The sequence below is a fragment of the Pseudomonas fluorescens Q2-87 genome, from assembly GCF_000281895.1.
Lineage (GTDB): Bacteria > Pseudomonadota > Gammaproteobacteria > Pseudomonadales > Pseudomonadaceae > Aquipseudomonas > Aquipseudomonas fluorescens_S.
This window is the reverse complement of record NZ_CM001558.1, coordinates 3,077,260-3,092,390: the sequence shown is the minus strand read 5'-3', so window position 1 is coordinate 3,092,390 and position 15,131 is coordinate 3,077,260. Positions and strand designations below refer to the sequence as shown.

15 protein-coding genes are annotated in these 15,131 nt (G+C 61.1%); 5 read left to right on the top strand and 10 right to left on the bottom strand.

Annotation, left to right across the window (positions count from 1 at the left end; all coding sequences use genetic code 11):
* Positions 1-61: 61 nt before the first annotated feature.
* Positions 62-673, bottom strand: coding sequence for a Yip1 family protein (locus PFLQ2_RS14020; protein WP_003181781.1), 612 nt, complete (start codon positions 671-673; stop codon positions 62-64).
* Between the two features lie 166 nt (positions 674-839).
* Between PFLQ2_RS14020 and PFLQ2_RS14025 the strand changes: the two genes are divergently transcribed.
* Genes PFLQ2_RS14025 through PFLQ2_RS14035 form a run of 3 tightly spaced genes read left to right on the top strand, consistent with a single transcriptional unit; the run spans position 840 to position 2,326 of the window.
* On the top strand, positions 840-1,340 hold the full coding sequence (locus tag PFLQ2_RS14025; protein WP_003181779.1) for a CinA family protein: 501 nt from the start codon (positions 840-842) through the stop codon (positions 1,338-1,340).
* A gap of 9 nt (positions 1,341-1,349) precedes the next feature.
* Positions 1,350-1,868, top strand: a complete 519-nt coding sequence (locus tag PFLQ2_RS14030) for a hypothetical protein (protein WP_003181777.1) — start codon at positions 1,350-1,352, stop codon at positions 1,866-1,868.
* A gap of 8 nt (positions 1,869-1,876) precedes the next feature.
* On the top strand, positions 1,877-2,326 hold the full coding sequence (locus PFLQ2_RS14035; RefSeq protein WP_003181775.1) for a DUF421 domain-containing protein: 450 nt from the start codon (positions 1,877-1,879) through the stop codon (positions 2,324-2,326).
* A 287-nt stretch (positions 2,327-2,613) separates the two neighbouring features.
* On the opposite strand, the gene PFLQ2_RS14040 is transcribed toward PFLQ2_RS14035, so the two are convergent.
* Positions 2,614-3,471, bottom strand: a complete 858-nt coding sequence (locus tag PFLQ2_RS14040; protein ID WP_003181773.1) for an SDR family oxidoreductase — start codon at positions 3,469-3,471, stop codon at positions 2,614-2,616.
* A gap of 189 nt (positions 3,472-3,660) precedes the next feature.
* Here PFLQ2_RS14040 and PFLQ2_RS14045 point away from each other — a divergent pair, with 189 nt between their 5' ends.
* Entirely contained in the window at positions 3,661-4,029 is a 369-nt protein-coding gene (locus PFLQ2_RS14045) for a VOC family protein (RefSeq protein WP_003181772.1), read from the top strand.
* Between the two features lie 195 nt (positions 4,030-4,224).
* Here PFLQ2_RS14045 and PFLQ2_RS14050 read toward each other — a convergent pair whose 3' ends face one another.
* A complete protein-coding gene (locus tag PFLQ2_RS14050; RefSeq protein WP_003181771.1) occupies positions 4,225-5,373 on the bottom strand; it encodes a MalY/PatB family protein in 1,149 nt (382 codons plus the stop codon).
* A 265-nt stretch (positions 5,374-5,638) separates the two neighbouring features.
* Here PFLQ2_RS14050 and PFLQ2_RS14055 point away from each other — a divergent pair, with 265 nt between their 5' ends.
* Positions 5,639-6,712, top strand: a complete 1,074-nt coding sequence (locus PFLQ2_RS14055) for an alpha/beta fold hydrolase (RefSeq protein WP_003181769.1) — start codon at positions 5,639-5,641, stop codon at positions 6,710-6,712.
* 33 nt (positions 6,713-6,745) lie between these two features.
* Here PFLQ2_RS14055 and PFLQ2_RS14060 read toward each other — a convergent pair whose 3' ends face one another.
* The 7 genes from PFLQ2_RS14060 to PFLQ2_RS14085 form a co-directional block, all read right to left on the bottom strand.
* On the bottom strand, positions 6,746-8,983 hold the full coding sequence (locus tag PFLQ2_RS14060) for a xanthine dehydrogenase family protein molybdopterin-binding subunit (protein WP_003181767.1): 2,238 nt from the start codon (positions 8,981-8,983) through the stop codon (positions 6,746-6,748).
* Between the two features lie 12 nt (positions 8,984-8,995).
* A complete protein-coding gene (locus PFLQ2_RS14065) occupies positions 8,996-9,469 on the bottom strand; it encodes a (2Fe-2S)-binding protein (protein ID WP_003181765.1) in 474 nt (157 codons plus the stop codon).
* A 175-nt stretch (positions 9,470-9,644) separates the two neighbouring features.
* Entirely contained in the window at positions 9,645-10,928 is a 1,284-nt protein-coding gene (locus PFLQ2_RS14070) for a TIGR02270 family protein (RefSeq protein WP_033046023.1), read from the bottom strand.
* 46 nt (positions 10,929-10,974) lie between these two features.
* Positions 10,975-11,883 (bottom strand): hypothetical protein, encoded by a 909-nt coding sequence (locus PFLQ2_RS28350; RefSeq protein ID WP_003181761.1) that lies wholly within the window; start codon positions 11,881-11,883, stop codon positions 10,975-10,977.
* Between the two features lie 9 nt (positions 11,884-11,892).
* The gene (locus PFLQ2_RS14075; protein ID WP_003181759.1) at positions 11,893-12,981 is read right to left on the bottom strand and encodes a PAAR-like domain-containing protein; all 1,089 of its coding nucleotides are present in this window, start codon (positions 12,979-12,981) and stop codon (positions 11,893-11,895) included.
* Positions 12,981-14,021, bottom strand: a complete 1,041-nt coding sequence (locus PFLQ2_RS14080; RefSeq protein ID WP_088021774.1) for a 3-oxoacyl-ACP synthase — start codon at positions 14,019-14,021, stop codon at positions 12,981-12,983. The genes PFLQ2_RS14075 and PFLQ2_RS14080 overlap by 1 nt, the downstream gene beginning before the upstream one ends.
* Positions 14,018-15,130 carry a DUF2169 family type VI secretion system accessory protein gene (locus PFLQ2_RS14085; RefSeq protein WP_003181755.1) on the bottom strand — a complete coding sequence of 371 codons (1,113 nt, stop codon included), beginning with the start codon at positions 15,128-15,130 and terminating at the stop codon, positions 14,018-14,020. The genes PFLQ2_RS14080 and PFLQ2_RS14085 overlap by 4 nt, the downstream gene beginning before the upstream one ends.
* Between the last annotated feature and the right edge of the window lies 1 nt (position 15,131).

The window sequence follows — 15,131 nt, the reverse complement described above, 5'->3', positions numbered from 1 at the left end:
TCCGAAATGCGAAATCGCGTGCGTCCAATGTTCGACTGGCGCTGCGCGACCTCATGGGGCGTCAACCTATCGGCGCGCGTAAATATTCCGGCTGCAAGACGTTGAACCATAGCAGGATCATTTCCACCAGGATGGTCACCAGCACCAGCAAGCCGACACCCCATACGCTAGCCGAATACAGCAGACCTTGTTCCTTCTTCAGCCCCATGAACTTCGGCAGCCCGACGAACAGCAGGAATGTCGAGTAGGCAGAGGCGATTGCAAGCACCGCCACCGCCAGCCAACGGCTGGGATAGAGGCCGAAAATACCGGCGAGGAAATACGGCGTGGCGGTGTAGGCGGCAAAGCCGATGCACTGATTGAGGGTTGGACGGGTCTCGAAAGCGCGCGACATCCAGCGGATGAACAAGCCCATGAGCGCCACGCCGACGACGATGGTCAGGTACAACAGCACGCACAATTGCAGTGCGCTGGCGCTGCTCAGCCGCACGGTTTCGTTTTCCGCCAGGCTCCAACCGGTCCAGGTGATGCCGATGAACAGGCACACCGCCGGAATCAGTGCCAACAGCAGCAGGTGCGCAAGGTAATGCCGCGGATGTTCCTGCTCTTGCTCACGGATGTCCTTCCAGGCGAATTCGGGGTGCGTAAACAATTTGACGATAGGTGCGGACATGACGACCTCCTGATCCAGACGGCCTCTGCATGAGGCCCTATGTTTTTGAGGTACGGGAACTGGCAGGGGTTTCATTTATTTGGCTACACGGGCAGCGGTGCGATAAAGGGAATGAATCGGGACGGCGGGGGTCAACCCAACAGCACCATGAAAGGAACCTGTGACCATGACCATCGCTTATTCCCTGGTGGATTACCTGCGTGAACACGACTTGCGCCTGACCACCGCCGAATCCTGTACCGCCGGGCAAATCGTGACCTTGGTGGCCGAAGTGCCGGGCAGCGGTTCAATGATCGAAAGTGGTTATGTGGTCTATTCCCCGGAGGCAAAACAGCGCTTGCTTGGGGTCAATCCACGGACCATCGAAACCTTTAACCTCACCAGCCGTGAAGTGGCCGAAGAAATGGCCATCGGCGCCCTGCATGACGCCAATGCCAACGTCGCGGTGGCCACCACTGGCATCCTCGGGCCGGACGACATGGACGGCATACCCGCCGGCACGGTGTGCTTTGCCTGGGCCTTCGATGTGAATGGCCGTCGGGCGCTGTTCAGTCGCCAGGAACGCTTCTTCGGCAGTCGCAGCCAAGTGCAATTGTGGGCTGCCGAACATGCCCTGGCTCAACTGCCGCATTTTCATCAACGTGCCTTGGCCGGTGAATACAGGTAGGGGGCCCAGATGACCCAGTACAGCGACCCCGAGGAGTTTCGCAACCGAGAATTTCCGGTGCGCGAAGACATGGCGTTCCAGCTCAAGGCCTGGCGTTTCGAGCGGGTGGGCTGGTACATCTTGGTCCTGTTGGTGATCCTGACTTTGCTTGGATTGTTTTCCCGCGGCCCATTGAGTTCCCGTGAGGCGCACAGCAGCGATGGCCGTCTCGACGTCGAATACGAGATGTTCCATCGAAACGGCTCCACCAACCCGATGATCGTCCACCTCAGGGGCCAGCCCAACGCCGTGCTGGAGATTGAACTGGGCGGTGAGTGGCTGGACGGCTTTGATGTGCAGACGCTGCAGCCTCAGCCCTTGCGTTCGGCGAGCGCCGGGCAGGGCATGCGGGTTTGGATCCAGGCCGATGCCCAAGGGCACGCCAGCCTGCATTTGTCGCTGCTGGCCGAGGGGCTGGGGCTCTACAGCAGCCGCATCACCGCGCCTGGTGGGGCTGCGGTGAGTTTCGATCAATTCATTTTCCCATAGGGTGACGTATGGACTCGGTGTTGCGGGCCGCCGCGATGTACATGGCGTTGATGGTGTTGTTCAAGATCGCCGGGCGCCGCTCGTTGGCGGAGCTCACCACCTTCGACTTCGTACTGCTGATGATCATCGGCGAGGCCACCCAGCAAGCGCTGCTGGGGGACGATTTTTCCATGACCAACTCGCTGATGGTGATCGTCACCCTGATTGCCATCGACATCGGTTTTTCATTGCTCAAGCAACGGTCGACCTGGGTTTTGCAGTTGATCGACGGGGAGCCCACCATCATTGTCGAAAACGGCCGGATCCTTGAGGCCCGCATGCGCCACGCCCGGCTGGTGGAAGCCGACATCATGGAAGCGGCACGCTCCAGCCAGGGCATCGAGACCCTGGACCAGATCAAGTTTGCGATTATCGAGCGTAACGGAAAGATTTCGGTGATCGCCAACGACAAACCCTGAGCACCGCAGGGTTGTGTGTGGAACATGGATCTTGTGAACGACACACCTCCACTGTGGGAGCGGGCTTGCTCGCGAAGGCGTCGGAACATCCAATAGCGATGCAAGCTGACCCACCGCTTTCGCGAGCAAGCCCGCTCCCACAGGGTTTGTGTGTTGGACATGGATCTTGTGAACGAACACACCTCCACTGTGGGAGCGGACTTGCTCGCGAAGGCGTCGGAACATCCAATAGCGATGCAAGCTGACCCACCGCTTTCGCGAGCAGGCTCGCTCCCACATGGAGATCGTTAAAGCATCGGCTTACCGCCCGTAACCCCATACCGCGACCCGGAGATGTAGCTGGACTCATCCGAAGCCAGCAGCACATAGATCGGTGCCACTTCCACCGGTTGACCGGGACGGCCGAGGGGCGTCTGGGAGCCGAAATTCTGTACTTCTTCCTCGGGCATGGTCGCCACGATCAGCGGCGTCCAGATCGGTCCCGGCGCCACGCTGTTGGCCCGGATGCCCTTGGGCCCGAGCATCTGCGCCAGGCCGCCGGTGAAGTTGGCGATGGCGCCCTTGGTGGTGGCATAGGCCAGCAACGTGGGCTTGGGCATGTCGGAATTGACCGAACTGGTGTTGATGATCGAGCCGCCCGGCTTCATGTGCGGCACAGCGGCCTGGCAGATCCTGAACATCGCCGTGATGTTGATATCGAAGGTGCGCACCCATTCTTCGTCCGGAATGTCCTCCAGGCGCTCATGGGTCATCTGGAAGGCAGCATTATTGACCAGCACGTCGATGCGCTCGAAGCGCGAGACGGTTTGCTCGACGATTTTGCTGCATTGGGCCTTGTCGGCCAGATCACCGGGCAACAGCAGGCACTGGCGGCCGGCCTGTTCGACCCAGCGGGCGGTTTCCTTGGCGTCTTCATGTTCATCCAGGTAGGCGATCGCCACATCCGCGCCTTCACGGGCGAAGGCAATGGCCACCGCGCGCCCGATGCCACTGTCGGCGCCGGTGATCAGGGCTATCTTGTTGGCCAGGCGTCCGGAACCGGTGTAGCTCTGTTCGCCACAGTCCGGGTAGGGATCCATCTTCTGCTGCGACCCAGGCACGGGCTGGCTTTGTTTCGGAAAGGGTGGAAAAGGGTAATCGGCCATTGTCGTTCTCCATGCTCAATGTGGTTGAGATGGAGGGTGGACTGTGGTTTTTTGGGCAGAGTTCGGTTGGATTTTCCAGCCGGTCGATGAGCGTGATGGTGGCGTTTCGTCGCTGAGTCGTCGGCAGGGGCGAACGTCCGGCGCGGCTGTATTTCCAATCCAATACTCAATTCGATAAGGAGCGGGACAATGTTCAGCCATATACAAATCGGCGCGCGCGACCTGCCGAAAATGGTCGCTTTTTATGATGCGGTGCTGGGATGCCTGGGGTTGGTGCGCATGGCGAGCGAAAATGACTCGGGGCCGCCGGGGGAGGGCTGGCAGCAACCGGGCAAGCGCTGGCCGCAAGTGTTCGTCCAATTGCCTTTTAATGGCTTGCCCGCTACCTGGGGCAACGGCATGCAAGTGAGCTTCGCCGCCGACTCCCCCGAGACCGTGCGCGCGGCCTGGGAACAGGCCATTGCCCTGGGCGGCTTCGATGAAGGTGCGCCAGGCCTGCGACCGCAATATTGCGAGGGGTATTTCGGTGCCTATTGCCGCGATCCGGAGGGGAACTAGCTGTGTTTTGTTCATGCGCCGGGGATGCATGAATGAACTTTATGTGTGGCGAGGGAGCTTGCTCCCGCTGGGGCGCGAAGCGGCCCTTAATTCAGCCGACTCGGTCGTTCAGATACACCGCATGCTCTGGTTTGGGGCCGCTTCGCGCCCCAGCGGGAGCAAGCTCCCTCGCCACAGGGGGGGGTGGTCAGTGACTTAGCGTCGGGCCTTCAGGCTGCGCTCCATCCGCGCAATCCCTTCCTCCAGCAACGCCCGCGGGCAGCCGAAGTTCAGGCGCACGAACTGCCCAGCGTCGTCGCCAAAATCCAGCCCGGCGCTGAGGCCGACCTTGGCTTCCTTCAGGAAAAATCCCTGAGGGTTTTCCAATCCCAAGGCTGAGCAATCCAGCCAGGCCAGGTAAGTGCCTTGCGGCACGGTCATGCTGATGCCCGGTAGGCGAGTGTTCACCGCTTCGACCAAATAATCGCGGTTGGCTTGCAGGTAGGCCTTCAAGGCGTCGAGCCACGGTCCGGCTTCGCTGTAGGCCGCACGGGTCGCTTCCAGGCCCAGGGCATTGACGCTGTCGACCATGCCTGCACGGGCGCCGTTGACCCGCTCGCGCACCTTGGCATCCTGGATAATCGCGAACGAGGTTTTCAAACCGGCGATGTTATAGGCCTTGCTGGCGGACATCAGGGTGATGGTACGCGCGGCAATTTCCGGGCTGAGGGAGGCGGTGGGGATGTGCACTCGGCCGTCGAAACACAGCTCGGCATGGATCTCGTCGGAGATGATCCAGGCATTCTGCTCCAGGCAAATGTCCGCCACGGCCTTGAGCTCTTCGCGGTCGAAGACCTTGCCTAGCGGGTTGTGAGGATTGCTCAGCAGCAACGCGCCGCCGCCCTGCAAGGCTTCACGCAACTCGGCCAGTGGCGTTTGGAAGGCGCCGTCAATCGGATTGAACGGCAACTCGACTTTATTCAACCCCCAGTGGCCCGGGGCATGACGCAACGGTGGGTAGTTAGGCACCTGCACCACGACGTTCTGCTGCGGCTCGACCAGCGCATGCAGCGCCATGTTGAAACCAGGCTCCACCCCGGGCAGGAACACGATCTGCTGGGGTTCGACGCGCCAGGCGTACTTGTTCCAGAGATCGGCCACGATGGCGGCGCGCAAATCGTCCTGGGCCACGCTGTAGCCAAGCATCGGATGAGCGAGGCGCGTGTGCAGTGCCTCGATGACGGCGGGCGGGGCCGCGAAGTCCATATCGGCCACCCACATCGGCAGCACATCGGCCGGGTAACGGCTCCATTTGGTGCTACCGGTACCTTGGCGCTCCAATACCGTGTCGAAATCGAAAGTCATGGTGGTTCCATCAGATCAGCAAGTGAGATGCCGGCATGATAGAACAAAGTTTGCGCCAAGCGTTGCCCATGCCGGGGATTGGCTGCCCACTCAAGGCTTGAAGCGCAATGTATCCCTGTGTATCAACCGCCGCGACAGACACGAAACGTTGCGGTTACCGCCAATCGCTGACACATCCGGGATACCTGGACGGCGTGAAATGAGCCCCATCGAGACAGCAGCAGCCGTCTCACAGGCCCATCCGCCGTTCGCAAGGAGATCCACCATGGACATGACGCTGTCGCAACACAAACCCACCCCCCGGCATCGGCGCCTGCTGGCGCCTTCGATCCTGGCATTCGCCTTGATGCAAGTGGGTGCCTTGGGTGTGGCCTCGTCCCAGGCAAGCGCCGCCGATGTGCCCGCAAGCTCCATCGGCACCGTCACGCCCGGCAGTCACACCTCGTTCGGCCCACTCAAGCACGTCAAGGCCGGCCTGCTGGACGTGGCCTACGCTGAAGTCGGACCGGCCGACGGGCCGGTGGTGATCCTGTTGCACGGTTGGCCCTACGACATCCACAGCTACGCCGACGTCGCACCGGCCCTGGCCGAGAAGGGTTATCGGGTGTTGATTCCGTATGCCCGCGGCTATGGCGAGACGCGTTTCCTGTCGGCCAAGACCCTGCGCAACGGCCAGCCTTCCGCGCTGGCCAGCGACCTCGTCGACTTCATGGATGCCTTGAACATCAAGCAAGCCGTGCTCGGCGGTTACGACTGGGGCGCACGCACCGCAGACATCGTCGCGGCGCTCTGGCCGGAACGGGTGAAAGCACTGGTGGCGGTGAGCGGTTACCTGATCGGCAGCCAGGAAGCGGGCAAGGCGCCACTGCCGCCCGCCGCCGAATTGCAGTGGTGGTATCAGTTCTACTTTGCGACAGAGCGCGGCCAGTTGGGCTATCAGAAAAACACCCATGACTTCGCCAAGCTGATCTGGAAACTGGCTTCACCGAAGTGGAATTTCGATGACGCGACCTATGATCGCAGCGCCGCTGCGTTGCAGAACCCCGACCATGTTGCCGTGACCGTCTTCAACTATCGCTGGCGCCTGGGCCTGGTCAAGGGCGAAGCCAAATACGCCGCGCTGGAGAAAAAGCTCGCGACGTTCCCAGCCATCAGCGTGCCCACCATCACTTTGGAAGGCGATGCCAATGGCGCGCCGCATCCGCCAGCCGAGGCTTATGCCAAGCGTTTCAGCGGCCATTACGAGCATCGGCTGATCGATGGCGGCGTCGGCCACAACCTGCCGCAGGAGGCCCCGCAGGCATTCGCCCAGGCTGTGATGGACGCCGATCATCTCTGACGGCGTACCAAAGGCCGATGCCAGGCCAAATCATCACGCCAGCTTGAAGGGCAGTTGCCGTATCGGCTTGCCCGTCAGGCTGGCAATGGCGTTGGCAAAAGCCGGGGCCAGTGCCGGCAGGCCGGGTTCGCCCATTCCGGTCGGCGGTTCGGCGCTGGGTACGATGTGCACGGCAAACGCCGGCATGTCGGTGATACGCGGCACGCTGAAGTCGGCAAAGTTGCTTTGCTGCACGACGCCGTCCTTCAACGTGATGGCGCCCCCCGGCAAGCACATGGACAAGCCCATCAGCGCCGCACCTTGTACTTGGGCTTCCACGCTGCGCGGGTTGACGACCAGGTTGCAGTGAACGCCGGCGGTGACCTGATGCAGCACCGGACGTCCGTCCTGCACCGAGGCCTCGACGACATACGCCACCACTGAACTGAACGACTCGTGCACCGCCACGCCCCAGGCATGGCCCACCGCCAATTGGCGCTTGCCATATTCGCTCTTGTCCACGGCCAGTTGCAGGGCCTCGCGATGGCGAGGGCTTTGATCACCGAACAGTTTCATCCGGTAGGCCACCGGATCTTGCTGGGTTGTCCGGGCGATCTCATCGATCAGCGTCTCCATGACGAACGCCGTGTGGGTGGAGCCCACGCTGCGCCACCACAACACAGGGACGTTGAGTTCGGGATGATGAACCGTCAGGCGCATCGGCAGCGGATAAGGATCGCGCAAGCCTTCGGTGGCGGTAGGGTCGATGCCGTTCTTCACACGACCGCCGAACACGGTGCCGGTGATAATCGATTGCCCGACCAGGGCGTGATCCCAGGCAAGGACCTTGCCGCTGTCATCGAAACCGATGCGTGCGCGGTGCAAATGCATGGGCCGGTAATAGCCGCCCTTGATGTCGTCTTCCCGGCTCCAAAGCGTGCGCACGGGGGCATTGAACCCGGCCGCGCGGGCGCCCTTGGCCACCTCGCACGCGAGCACCGCAAAGTCGTTGGTGGGCACGCCACGCCGCCCGAAGCCGCCGCCGGCGGTCTGCACGTTCACCTGGACCTGTTCGGGCTTGAGGCCCAACACTTTGGCGGCGGCCGCGCCGTCACCTCCCGGAAACTGGGTGCCGACCCACAGCTGAGCGCCATCCTCGGCCAGCTGCACCGTACAGTTCAACGGCTCCATGGGCGCATGGGCCAGATAGGGGAAGAGAAACTCGGCGTCCAGACGATGGGGCGCAGTGGCAAGGGGCGCCATGTCGGCATCGAAGTGAAGCGGGCCAGGCTGGTCGGCCAGTTCCCGGTACTGGAGCAGTTGTTTATCGCTGTCGACTTTTTCGACGCGGCTCACGTCCCATTCCACTTTCAGCGCATCGCGGGCCGTCTTGGCTTGCCAATAGCTTTCGGCGACGACAGCCACGCCTTCAGCGCCACGGTCCAGCGGCACACGAAACACCGCTTTCACGCCTTTGGCCGCGCGAGCGGCACTGTCATCCAAAGAAGCGATCCTGGCACCGAACACCGGTGGGCGGGCAACAACGGCCGTGAGCTGCCCCGGCAGGTGCATGTCAATGCCGAAATCCTGCCGGCCACTGCTCTTGGCCTTGGCATCGATGCGGGTGGTGGCCTGGCCGATGATGCGAAAATCCTTGGGGTCCTTGAGCGTGACCTGTTCGGGCACCGGCATCGCCATCGCGGCTTCGGCCAGTTCTCCGTAGCTCGCTTGCCGTCCCCCTGGGCCCAGGACTTTGCCGGCCTCGGTGGTCAGGCTCGCGACGTCGACGTTCCAGCGCGCCGCGGCGGCCGCCAGCAACATGGCGCGAGCGCGGGCACCGAGTTCGCGGTACTGGGTGTAGCTATTCTTGATCGAATTGGAGCCGCCGGTGAGGTGGATGCCGAAGCTGGGGTCCATGTAGGCGGCGTCATTGCTGCCGTTGCGCGTGCGCACCAGGCTCCAGTCGGCATCCAGCTCTTCGGCGAGAATCATCGGCAAGGCAGTCTGTACGCCTTGGCCGAACTCCAGGCGGTTGATCGTTACGGTGACTTCGCCACTGGGTGTGATCTGTACGAAAGCCGCGGGTTGCTGGGTCGGCTTGAGCACTGCCTGGCCATCGCCGGCCTGCTGTGCCAGGGCCAAGTGAGGAAAGGCGCCTAGCGCCAGCCCACCGATACCGACGATCTTCAGGAAACTGCGGCGGGCCAGCGTAGCGGGGCCGTCACCAGCATCGCGCTCAAGCATCTGTTGCAAGGCGCGCGGCGTTTCTTGGGGGAAAATCTCGTTCAACATGGCGAGCTCCGATCAGGCAAGGGCTTTGGCGGCATCGGCCACCGCAGCGCGGATACGGGCATAGGTGCCACAGCGGCAAATATTGCCGGCCATGGCCGAGTCGATTTCGGCCACCGTAGGTTGCTTGCCCTTGGGCTGGGCCTTGAGGAATGCGGTCGCGCTCATGATCTGGCCGCTCTGGCAGTAGCCACATTGCGCCACGTCGTGCTTGACCCAGGCTTCATGCACAGCGCTGCCAACCGGGTCGCTGCCGTCGGTGGCCGCTTCGATGGTGGTGATCTTCTTGCCTTCAGCGGCGGCAATCGGTGTTACACAGGAGCGAATGGCCTGGCCGTCCAGGTGCACGGTACACGCGCCACACAGCGCCGCACCGCAGCCGAACTTGGTACCGGTCATGCCCAGCGTGTCGCGCAGGGTCCAGAGGATTGGGGTAGTGGGGTCTACGTCGACCGTGTAATCGCGGCCGTTTATGTTGAGGGCGCTCATAAGGGACCAGCTCCAGATGGTTTGGCTCTGGTTAACTATAGAAAGCAATCGATGGGGTGATTTGCACAATCCAGGCGGATGATTGCCTGATCGTGCGAATAAACCGTCGAGCCTGGCGGTTCAGCAGGTTTCCACCCGACGCCCAGCGACCGTTCTGAGGCCGCTCTGATTGGCGTTATGGATGCGTGTGCCTCGCTTCAAGCCACTTCTTTTGCCGCCAGGCCGGTGCACTGGTGGGGAACAACACCTCGTTTGGCCGAAAGCGCGCGATGCCGCAGGCGGCAGCGATGCGCTGGCGTTGCTGGCCGTGGACAAGGGCCAGCTGAAAACTGCGTTCGCTCTGCGCTAAACCCAGCACATAGCCGGTGCCTGCCTGGAAATCCGCGCCATGGCCCCGCCACCAGACTTCGATCGCCTGCGGGTCGGGCCAGGGCAGGTCCTCATCAGGGTCCATGGCAACATTGGGATCCTCAGGATCGTCATTCGGCCCGGCATCGAAATCCGGCAGATCGCGCAATTCCAGATCGAGCAGCGCAAGGTCAGCTCCGGTGATCAGGCTGAAGGCTTCACCGGCGACCCGTGAGCAGGGAAGGTCGCTCATCTGCTGAATCAGCCAGGGCACACAGACCGGATCGCCCAGCAGCCCCAGTGCCTGGATGCCGCTGCGCCGCTGCGCCGGATTTTGTACCAACTGGCGTATCCAGGCGATGCTGGCCTCACGCTGTTGCCAAGCCAACGACACGCCGAGCGCACGATATTGGAACGCTCCTGGCTGCTCGGCGAACTGGCGCAGCGGTTCCAGTGCTTGTTCGTCGCCCATCTGCGCGGCGGCCCAATTGACCCAGAAGCGCGTGGGCGCATCCGGGTGCAGGCGGTGGGTCCGAAGTATCGGCAGCAGGTCACGCCGGCGCAGTTCGCCGACAGTTCTTGCGGCACGCGCCATCACGCAGGGGTCGGCCAGGGACAGCTCGGTCGGCAGGGCAGAACCTGGATCGCGCCGATGCATCCCGCAGGCAGCCAAGCCTAGGCGTCGGAACAGCGGATCGGAGGCGGCGAGCATACGGTCGATCCAGGGCGATATCCGCTCCCAGTCGAGCCATCCCAAGGCCATCAGATAACCGCGCTCTGTATCCTCAGCGCTTCGCAAGTGCTCGCTGAGCCGCGACAACAGCTGCGCGTTACCTGCCTCGAAAGCCAGCACCACACTGGCGAACATCTCGCCGATGGCGTGTGGACCGAGTTGGGACAGCAGCGTTTCAAGACCTGTGTGTTCGGCGATTCGCAAGCCGTCGAGGTGGGCGTCGAGGCGGTTATCGAGGTTGTCGAGGTGCTCGATGTCGTAGTGCGGTGCGCGTAGGGCATAGTCACGCAGGACGGCGAGGAAGCTGGCTTCTTCGGCGTGTTGGTCTACTAGGAACGAAAGTTCGGTGTTCAATTCAGAATAACTCCGAGGGACCATCCCTGAGTAGGGGCGATAATTTCACCCTCGCATGCGCAAACGGGTTTCATATATTGTCAGGGCAAATGATTTCTGCCCAGTGAGTCCCGTCAAATCGCATTATCTGATCGTTACCAATGGACCATAGATAATCGCCACATGTCCGAAGGCGATAACCATCCATTTTCTTCACGCCTGGGATGGCGAGTTTTTTCACCTGATTGTTATCTATGACGCCTATCCCTTCGAATCCGGCGACATAAAGTACATCTTGAAAGGAAACAGCCCCCCATAGGTCACCTTCGACTTCATCATTCTGGATAACTTTCCAACAATCTTTCGATCCGACTAATATCACCCCATCATCGCCACATGCGATGTACTTGTCCTGGTCGAACGTCGCCACTTCATTCAGATCGACGTTCGTTGGACTATCGCATTGCCTCCAGAGTGAGCCATCAAAAAACCATATCTCACCCGCATTGCCAACGGCATGAATGTCACTTTTGGAATGGCCCGCCATGGATTCCAGGCTTATGCCATCTTCTGTGCCGATATAGATCAGCCCCTGGTCCATATGCGCCCATATCCCATTACTTCGACGGTACACCTGCCGGCTATAGCCACAGGCGTGTAGTTCCCCGTCGATAACGGTAATTTTGTTCATGTAACCTAATTTCTCGCCGCCGGTCCCTGCGTCAGCGATCAACTCGAAGGAGGGGGTTCCCTGTTTGATCTCAACCACTTCTCCGCGCTTTCCGAGTATCCACCATGCTCGATATTCGCCCTGTATCAAATAGGTGATTGAGCGGCTGTCAAAGTCGAATTTTTGCTGCGCCCACTGTCCGTCGACGGTCGTATAGAACGTGGTGTACTCCGTGTCCTCGCCTTTGAGTGCATATGGAAAGGCTACTGCGCCCAGGAGTCCCTTGGTGGGAGTGAAGCCATCAATGAAATAATGCCTGGATGATGTCATGGTTGCTCCTTATCCAAATGTGCCGCTGGCAACTGTTGAGAAGTTTTCCGGGGTCCTGTTTCCGCTGCTGTCAGCACGTAGATTGGTGGTATTGCTGATGTTGGGGCTTTTCGGAGGAACCGCCGATCTATTGGGCTGCTGGTGATAAGCATCCAACTGGGACCGTGTACATTTCGGGTCGCATCGTAATACTTGGCTGACCGCCGTTGCTCCGCTATTTGCTGCGGCCTCATAAGTCCAGGTCCCAGCCTTGCCGTTAACGAGGTTTTTATCCTCGGCCTTGTCGAATATGTCGTGCACTTTTTTGTGCTGCCCGGTGCTCTTGTCATGTCCAGACACGCATACACACGGGGCTAATTTGGAGTTATAGCCCTCGCAGCCGGTATATACGTCAGGGTTGGAAGAGTTTCCTTGATTAGGCTTCTGGATGCAGTGCTTAGGTATTACATGATGGGGGGTTTTCCCATCGCAGCAATTCGAGGGGGAATAGGGTGATAGAGAACACTTCATCGCGGCCTTACATTTACGATCGGCACACATGGCGTCCTTTGATGACTTCCTTTTTAACTGGCCTTTCTTGGTCCGTTTAACGTGCTTTTCGCAGTGGGTCTTGAGTTTTTTAGCCAGCGGGGCACAGGCATGATCACTATCGTCGGCGAAGGCCGCTTCGTCCAAATAGGGCCAGGTCGGTGTGTTTCCGGGGAGCGATGCATGGTTATGTGTGGTCAGATCCATGTTCCGCACAACGTTCAGGCCTTCGAACTTCACATCCATCGACCAAGAGGTGAAGTACACTTTGCCCTTGATCTTACCGGTAATCACGCCCTTCTTCGGCGCACAGCCGGCCTCATCGCCATAGCTGGTCTTAAAGTAACTTCTGTCTTTAAGCATGACTTCTTTACGGGTGATCTTCACCGTCCGACTTCCCTTGGCCGTGTCCTTCGCCATACCGGTATTGGGATAAGGGATGGGCACACCGAGCGGGGTGGGCGGGGCCTGGGGCGGGGTGAAGCAGACATCCGGGAAGCAGGCAATCGACTTGCCGTCCGCCGCCTTGCAGGAAATTTCCATATTATTGGCGAAGACTTGGTTGGCCATTACGCAGCCCTCACAGTCAGGTAACTGAGCAATGCAACGGCGCGTTCGCCGGCGTCGTTGCCGAGATGGCAGAAGATATTCGGGCCTTCGCCGTAACCCTTGCGACTGGCGGCCAACGCCACGGCGAGCATGGCCGGGCCGATGGCGGCGCCGACTTCGCCGATGCAGTCGGCCGGGTGCCAGAGATGGAAGAACTCTTTGCGCACACGCAGGGTCCGGCTGAGGGCCAGGGAGGCTTCCTTGAAGTAGTACTGCTCGCCGGAGATGTCGGTGAGCCGATAATCCATTTGCTCCAACCCACAGCCGGCTTCGCTCAGGGCCGCCCGTACCGCTTGAGTCAGGCCTTCGGCGCGCAGGGGAATGTCTTCAGCTTCCACCGTGGCCCGTTCCACGCCGAACCCCAGGCCGATGCAGGCCAATTGCGGCTCTTCGCGGGCGACGGGAGCGGCCAGCACCACCGCTGCGGCACCTTCGCCGGGGATAAAACCGTTTGAATTCTCGCTGGTAAGCAGCCGTTCGCGTTCTTCGAAGGCGGCCAGCGTCGCTCCATTAAGGAAGGAGTCGACACCGGCAATGATCACGTGACGATGGCCATCTTGATGTATCAACGCACGCGCGTTGAGCAGGGCCACGGCGGCACTGACCCGGCCCCGCGCGATGACGCAGGAACCAGGATGAAAACGGACGCCCAGTTCGGCTTCGATGGCGTGCCGCAGCCCCTGGTCGAGACCAGCGAGGCGACCGGGACGCTCGGCTTCCGCCAGCCCCAGCAGCAGCGGCGTCTTTTCCGGGTCGATGCCGGGAGTGCTCTGCAATGCCTCGGCAATGGCGCGGGCAGCCATCTTGATCAGCTTGGTGCGGCCGCGCCAGGGCTGTTCCAGAGGCACGCTGGCGGCAATCAGCCATTCACCGGCGCGGTCGAGAAAGCGGGTTTCCTGGAAGTTGTCGATGGCACAGCGGATCGCCGCACAGCTCGCCGGCGCGCTCAAGCCGACAGCACTGATCATCCCCGAACCGATGATGCAAAGGGCAGTCATCAGTTCGTCTCCTCGGGGGCGCGCTTGGCTTTCACCAAGGCGCCAAGCGACGGGTAGTAATCCTTGCCCAGTTCACGGGCACGCCACCACGCTGTCGACATAGTGCCGACCAGCACCTGGGCAATCTCGAAAATGTTACGCCGTAGCGGACGAGCGACTCGCCACGTCAACTGCACCTGGCGAGCGTCGGTGTCGATCAGCAAGGTGTCAATCACCGCCTGCACAGTCTCATGACCGCCTTTTTTCAGAAAGAAAGTCACCGGCACAGCCATTTCGGGAATGCGAAAACCTGCCCGCTCTTGGGGGGTGAGGTTGAGCAGCTGTACATTCTCGCCGCCACGCAGGTAAGGAACCTGCTGGTCGTCAGGGGCCGCCTGGAAGTAGCGATTGTCGAAGTCCCCTGGCAAAAACGGAAAGCAGTCGGCCAACCAGGCATCGTCGTAGGTGCCGGCGAAGCGGGCGCGTTGCGGCCAGCTACGGCCGACCGGGCCGAGGGCCATCGGACGAAAGTCGCCAGAGGGGCTGTCGATCGCCTTGCCCAATTCCTCGGTGTTCGGCATCGGCGTGCCCACGATGTCAGCACTGCTCAAACGGTGCGGATACCAGCCGCGACCGGTCGGATTGGCTGGGTAGCAGTGACGCATGTCGGGCTCGTTCGCCACCGGATGGCTGCCGCCGAAGGCCTGGGCATAAGAGATGTCCTGCTCGGTGAAGGGCTGCGGTAAGCCGGGAGAAGCGCCCAACAGTCCTGGTTGCCATTGCCGAGGGCCAAGGACGGAAAAGGCCTTGGTCATCTGACCAACACGAATGCCTGCGGTCAACTGTGTGACCGGCCGTCCGCCTGGCGCATAGGCCTTGCCACGCACCAGCACATCGCAGAATGGCTTGACCGGGGCGAAATCCATTTCCTGCAAAGGCGCGCTGAGGCCGGGTTCGCCAATAAAAGTGTCAGCCATCAGCAGCGGTTGCTGCATCTCAGCGAGGGTCGCGGCGCGACCGTCCAACGGAAGACCGAAGGTCCCCTTGGCCACCACCACCAGGGATTCACGGCCGTCGCTTGCCATGCCCAGGGTGTAGGCAGCCACCAGTTTGCTGGCGTTGAGCAGCTCCATG

Bases quoted from the DNA above. Each gene is read 5' to 3' on its own strand.
- PFLQ2_RS14065 (WP_003181765.1), bottom strand. From the start codon at position 9,469: ATGAGCGCCCTCAACATAAACGGCCGCGATTACACGGTCGACGTAGAC.
- PFLQ2_RS14050 (WP_003181771.1), bottom strand. From the start codon at position 5,373: ATGACTTTCGATTTCGACACGGTATTGGAGCGCCAAGGTACCGGTAGC.
- PFLQ2_RS14040 (WP_003181773.1), bottom strand. From the start codon at position 3,471: ATGGCCGATTACCCTTTTCCACCCTTTCCGAAACAAAGCCAGCCCGTG.
- PFLQ2_RS28350 (WP_003181761.1), bottom strand. From the start codon at position 11,883: ATGACATCATCCAGGCATTATTTCATTGATGGCTTCACTCCCACCAAG.
- PFLQ2_RS14030 (WP_003181777.1), top strand. From the start codon at position 1,350: ATGACCCAGTACAGCGACCCCGAGGAGTTTCGCAACCGAGAATTTCCG.
- PFLQ2_RS14035 (WP_003181775.1), top strand. From the start codon at position 1,877: ATGGACTCGGTGTTGCGGGCCGCCGCGATGTACATGGCGTTGATGGTG.
- PFLQ2_RS14070 (WP_033046023.1), bottom strand. From the start codon at position 10,928: ATGGTCCCTCGGAGTTATTCTGAATTGAACACCGAACTTTCGTTCCTA.
- PFLQ2_RS14020 (WP_003181781.1), bottom strand. From the start codon at position 673: ATGTCCGCACCTATCGTCAAATTGTTTACGCACCCCGAATTCGCCTGG.
- PFLQ2_RS14075 (WP_003181759.1), bottom strand. From the start codon at position 12,981: ATGGCCAACCAAGTCTTCGCCAATAATATGGAAATTTCCTGCAAGGCG.
- PFLQ2_RS14055 (WP_003181769.1), top strand. From the start codon at position 5,639: ATGGACATGACGCTGTCGCAACACAAACCCACCCCCCGGCATCGGCGC.
- PFLQ2_RS14060 (WP_003181767.1), bottom strand. From the start codon at position 8,983: ATGTTGAACGAGATTTTCCCCCAAGAAACGCCGCGCGCCTTGCAACAG.
- PFLQ2_RS14025 (WP_003181779.1), top strand. From the start codon at position 840: ATGACCATCGCTTATTCCCTGGTGGATTACCTGCGTGAACACGACTTG.
- PFLQ2_RS14045 (WP_003181772.1), top strand. From the start codon at position 3,661: ATGTTCAGCCATATACAAATCGGCGCGCGCGACCTGCCGAAAATGGTC.
- PFLQ2_RS14085 (WP_003181755.1), bottom strand. From the start codon at position 15,130: ATGGAGCTGCTCAACGCCAGCAAACTGGTGGCTGCCTACACCCTGGGC.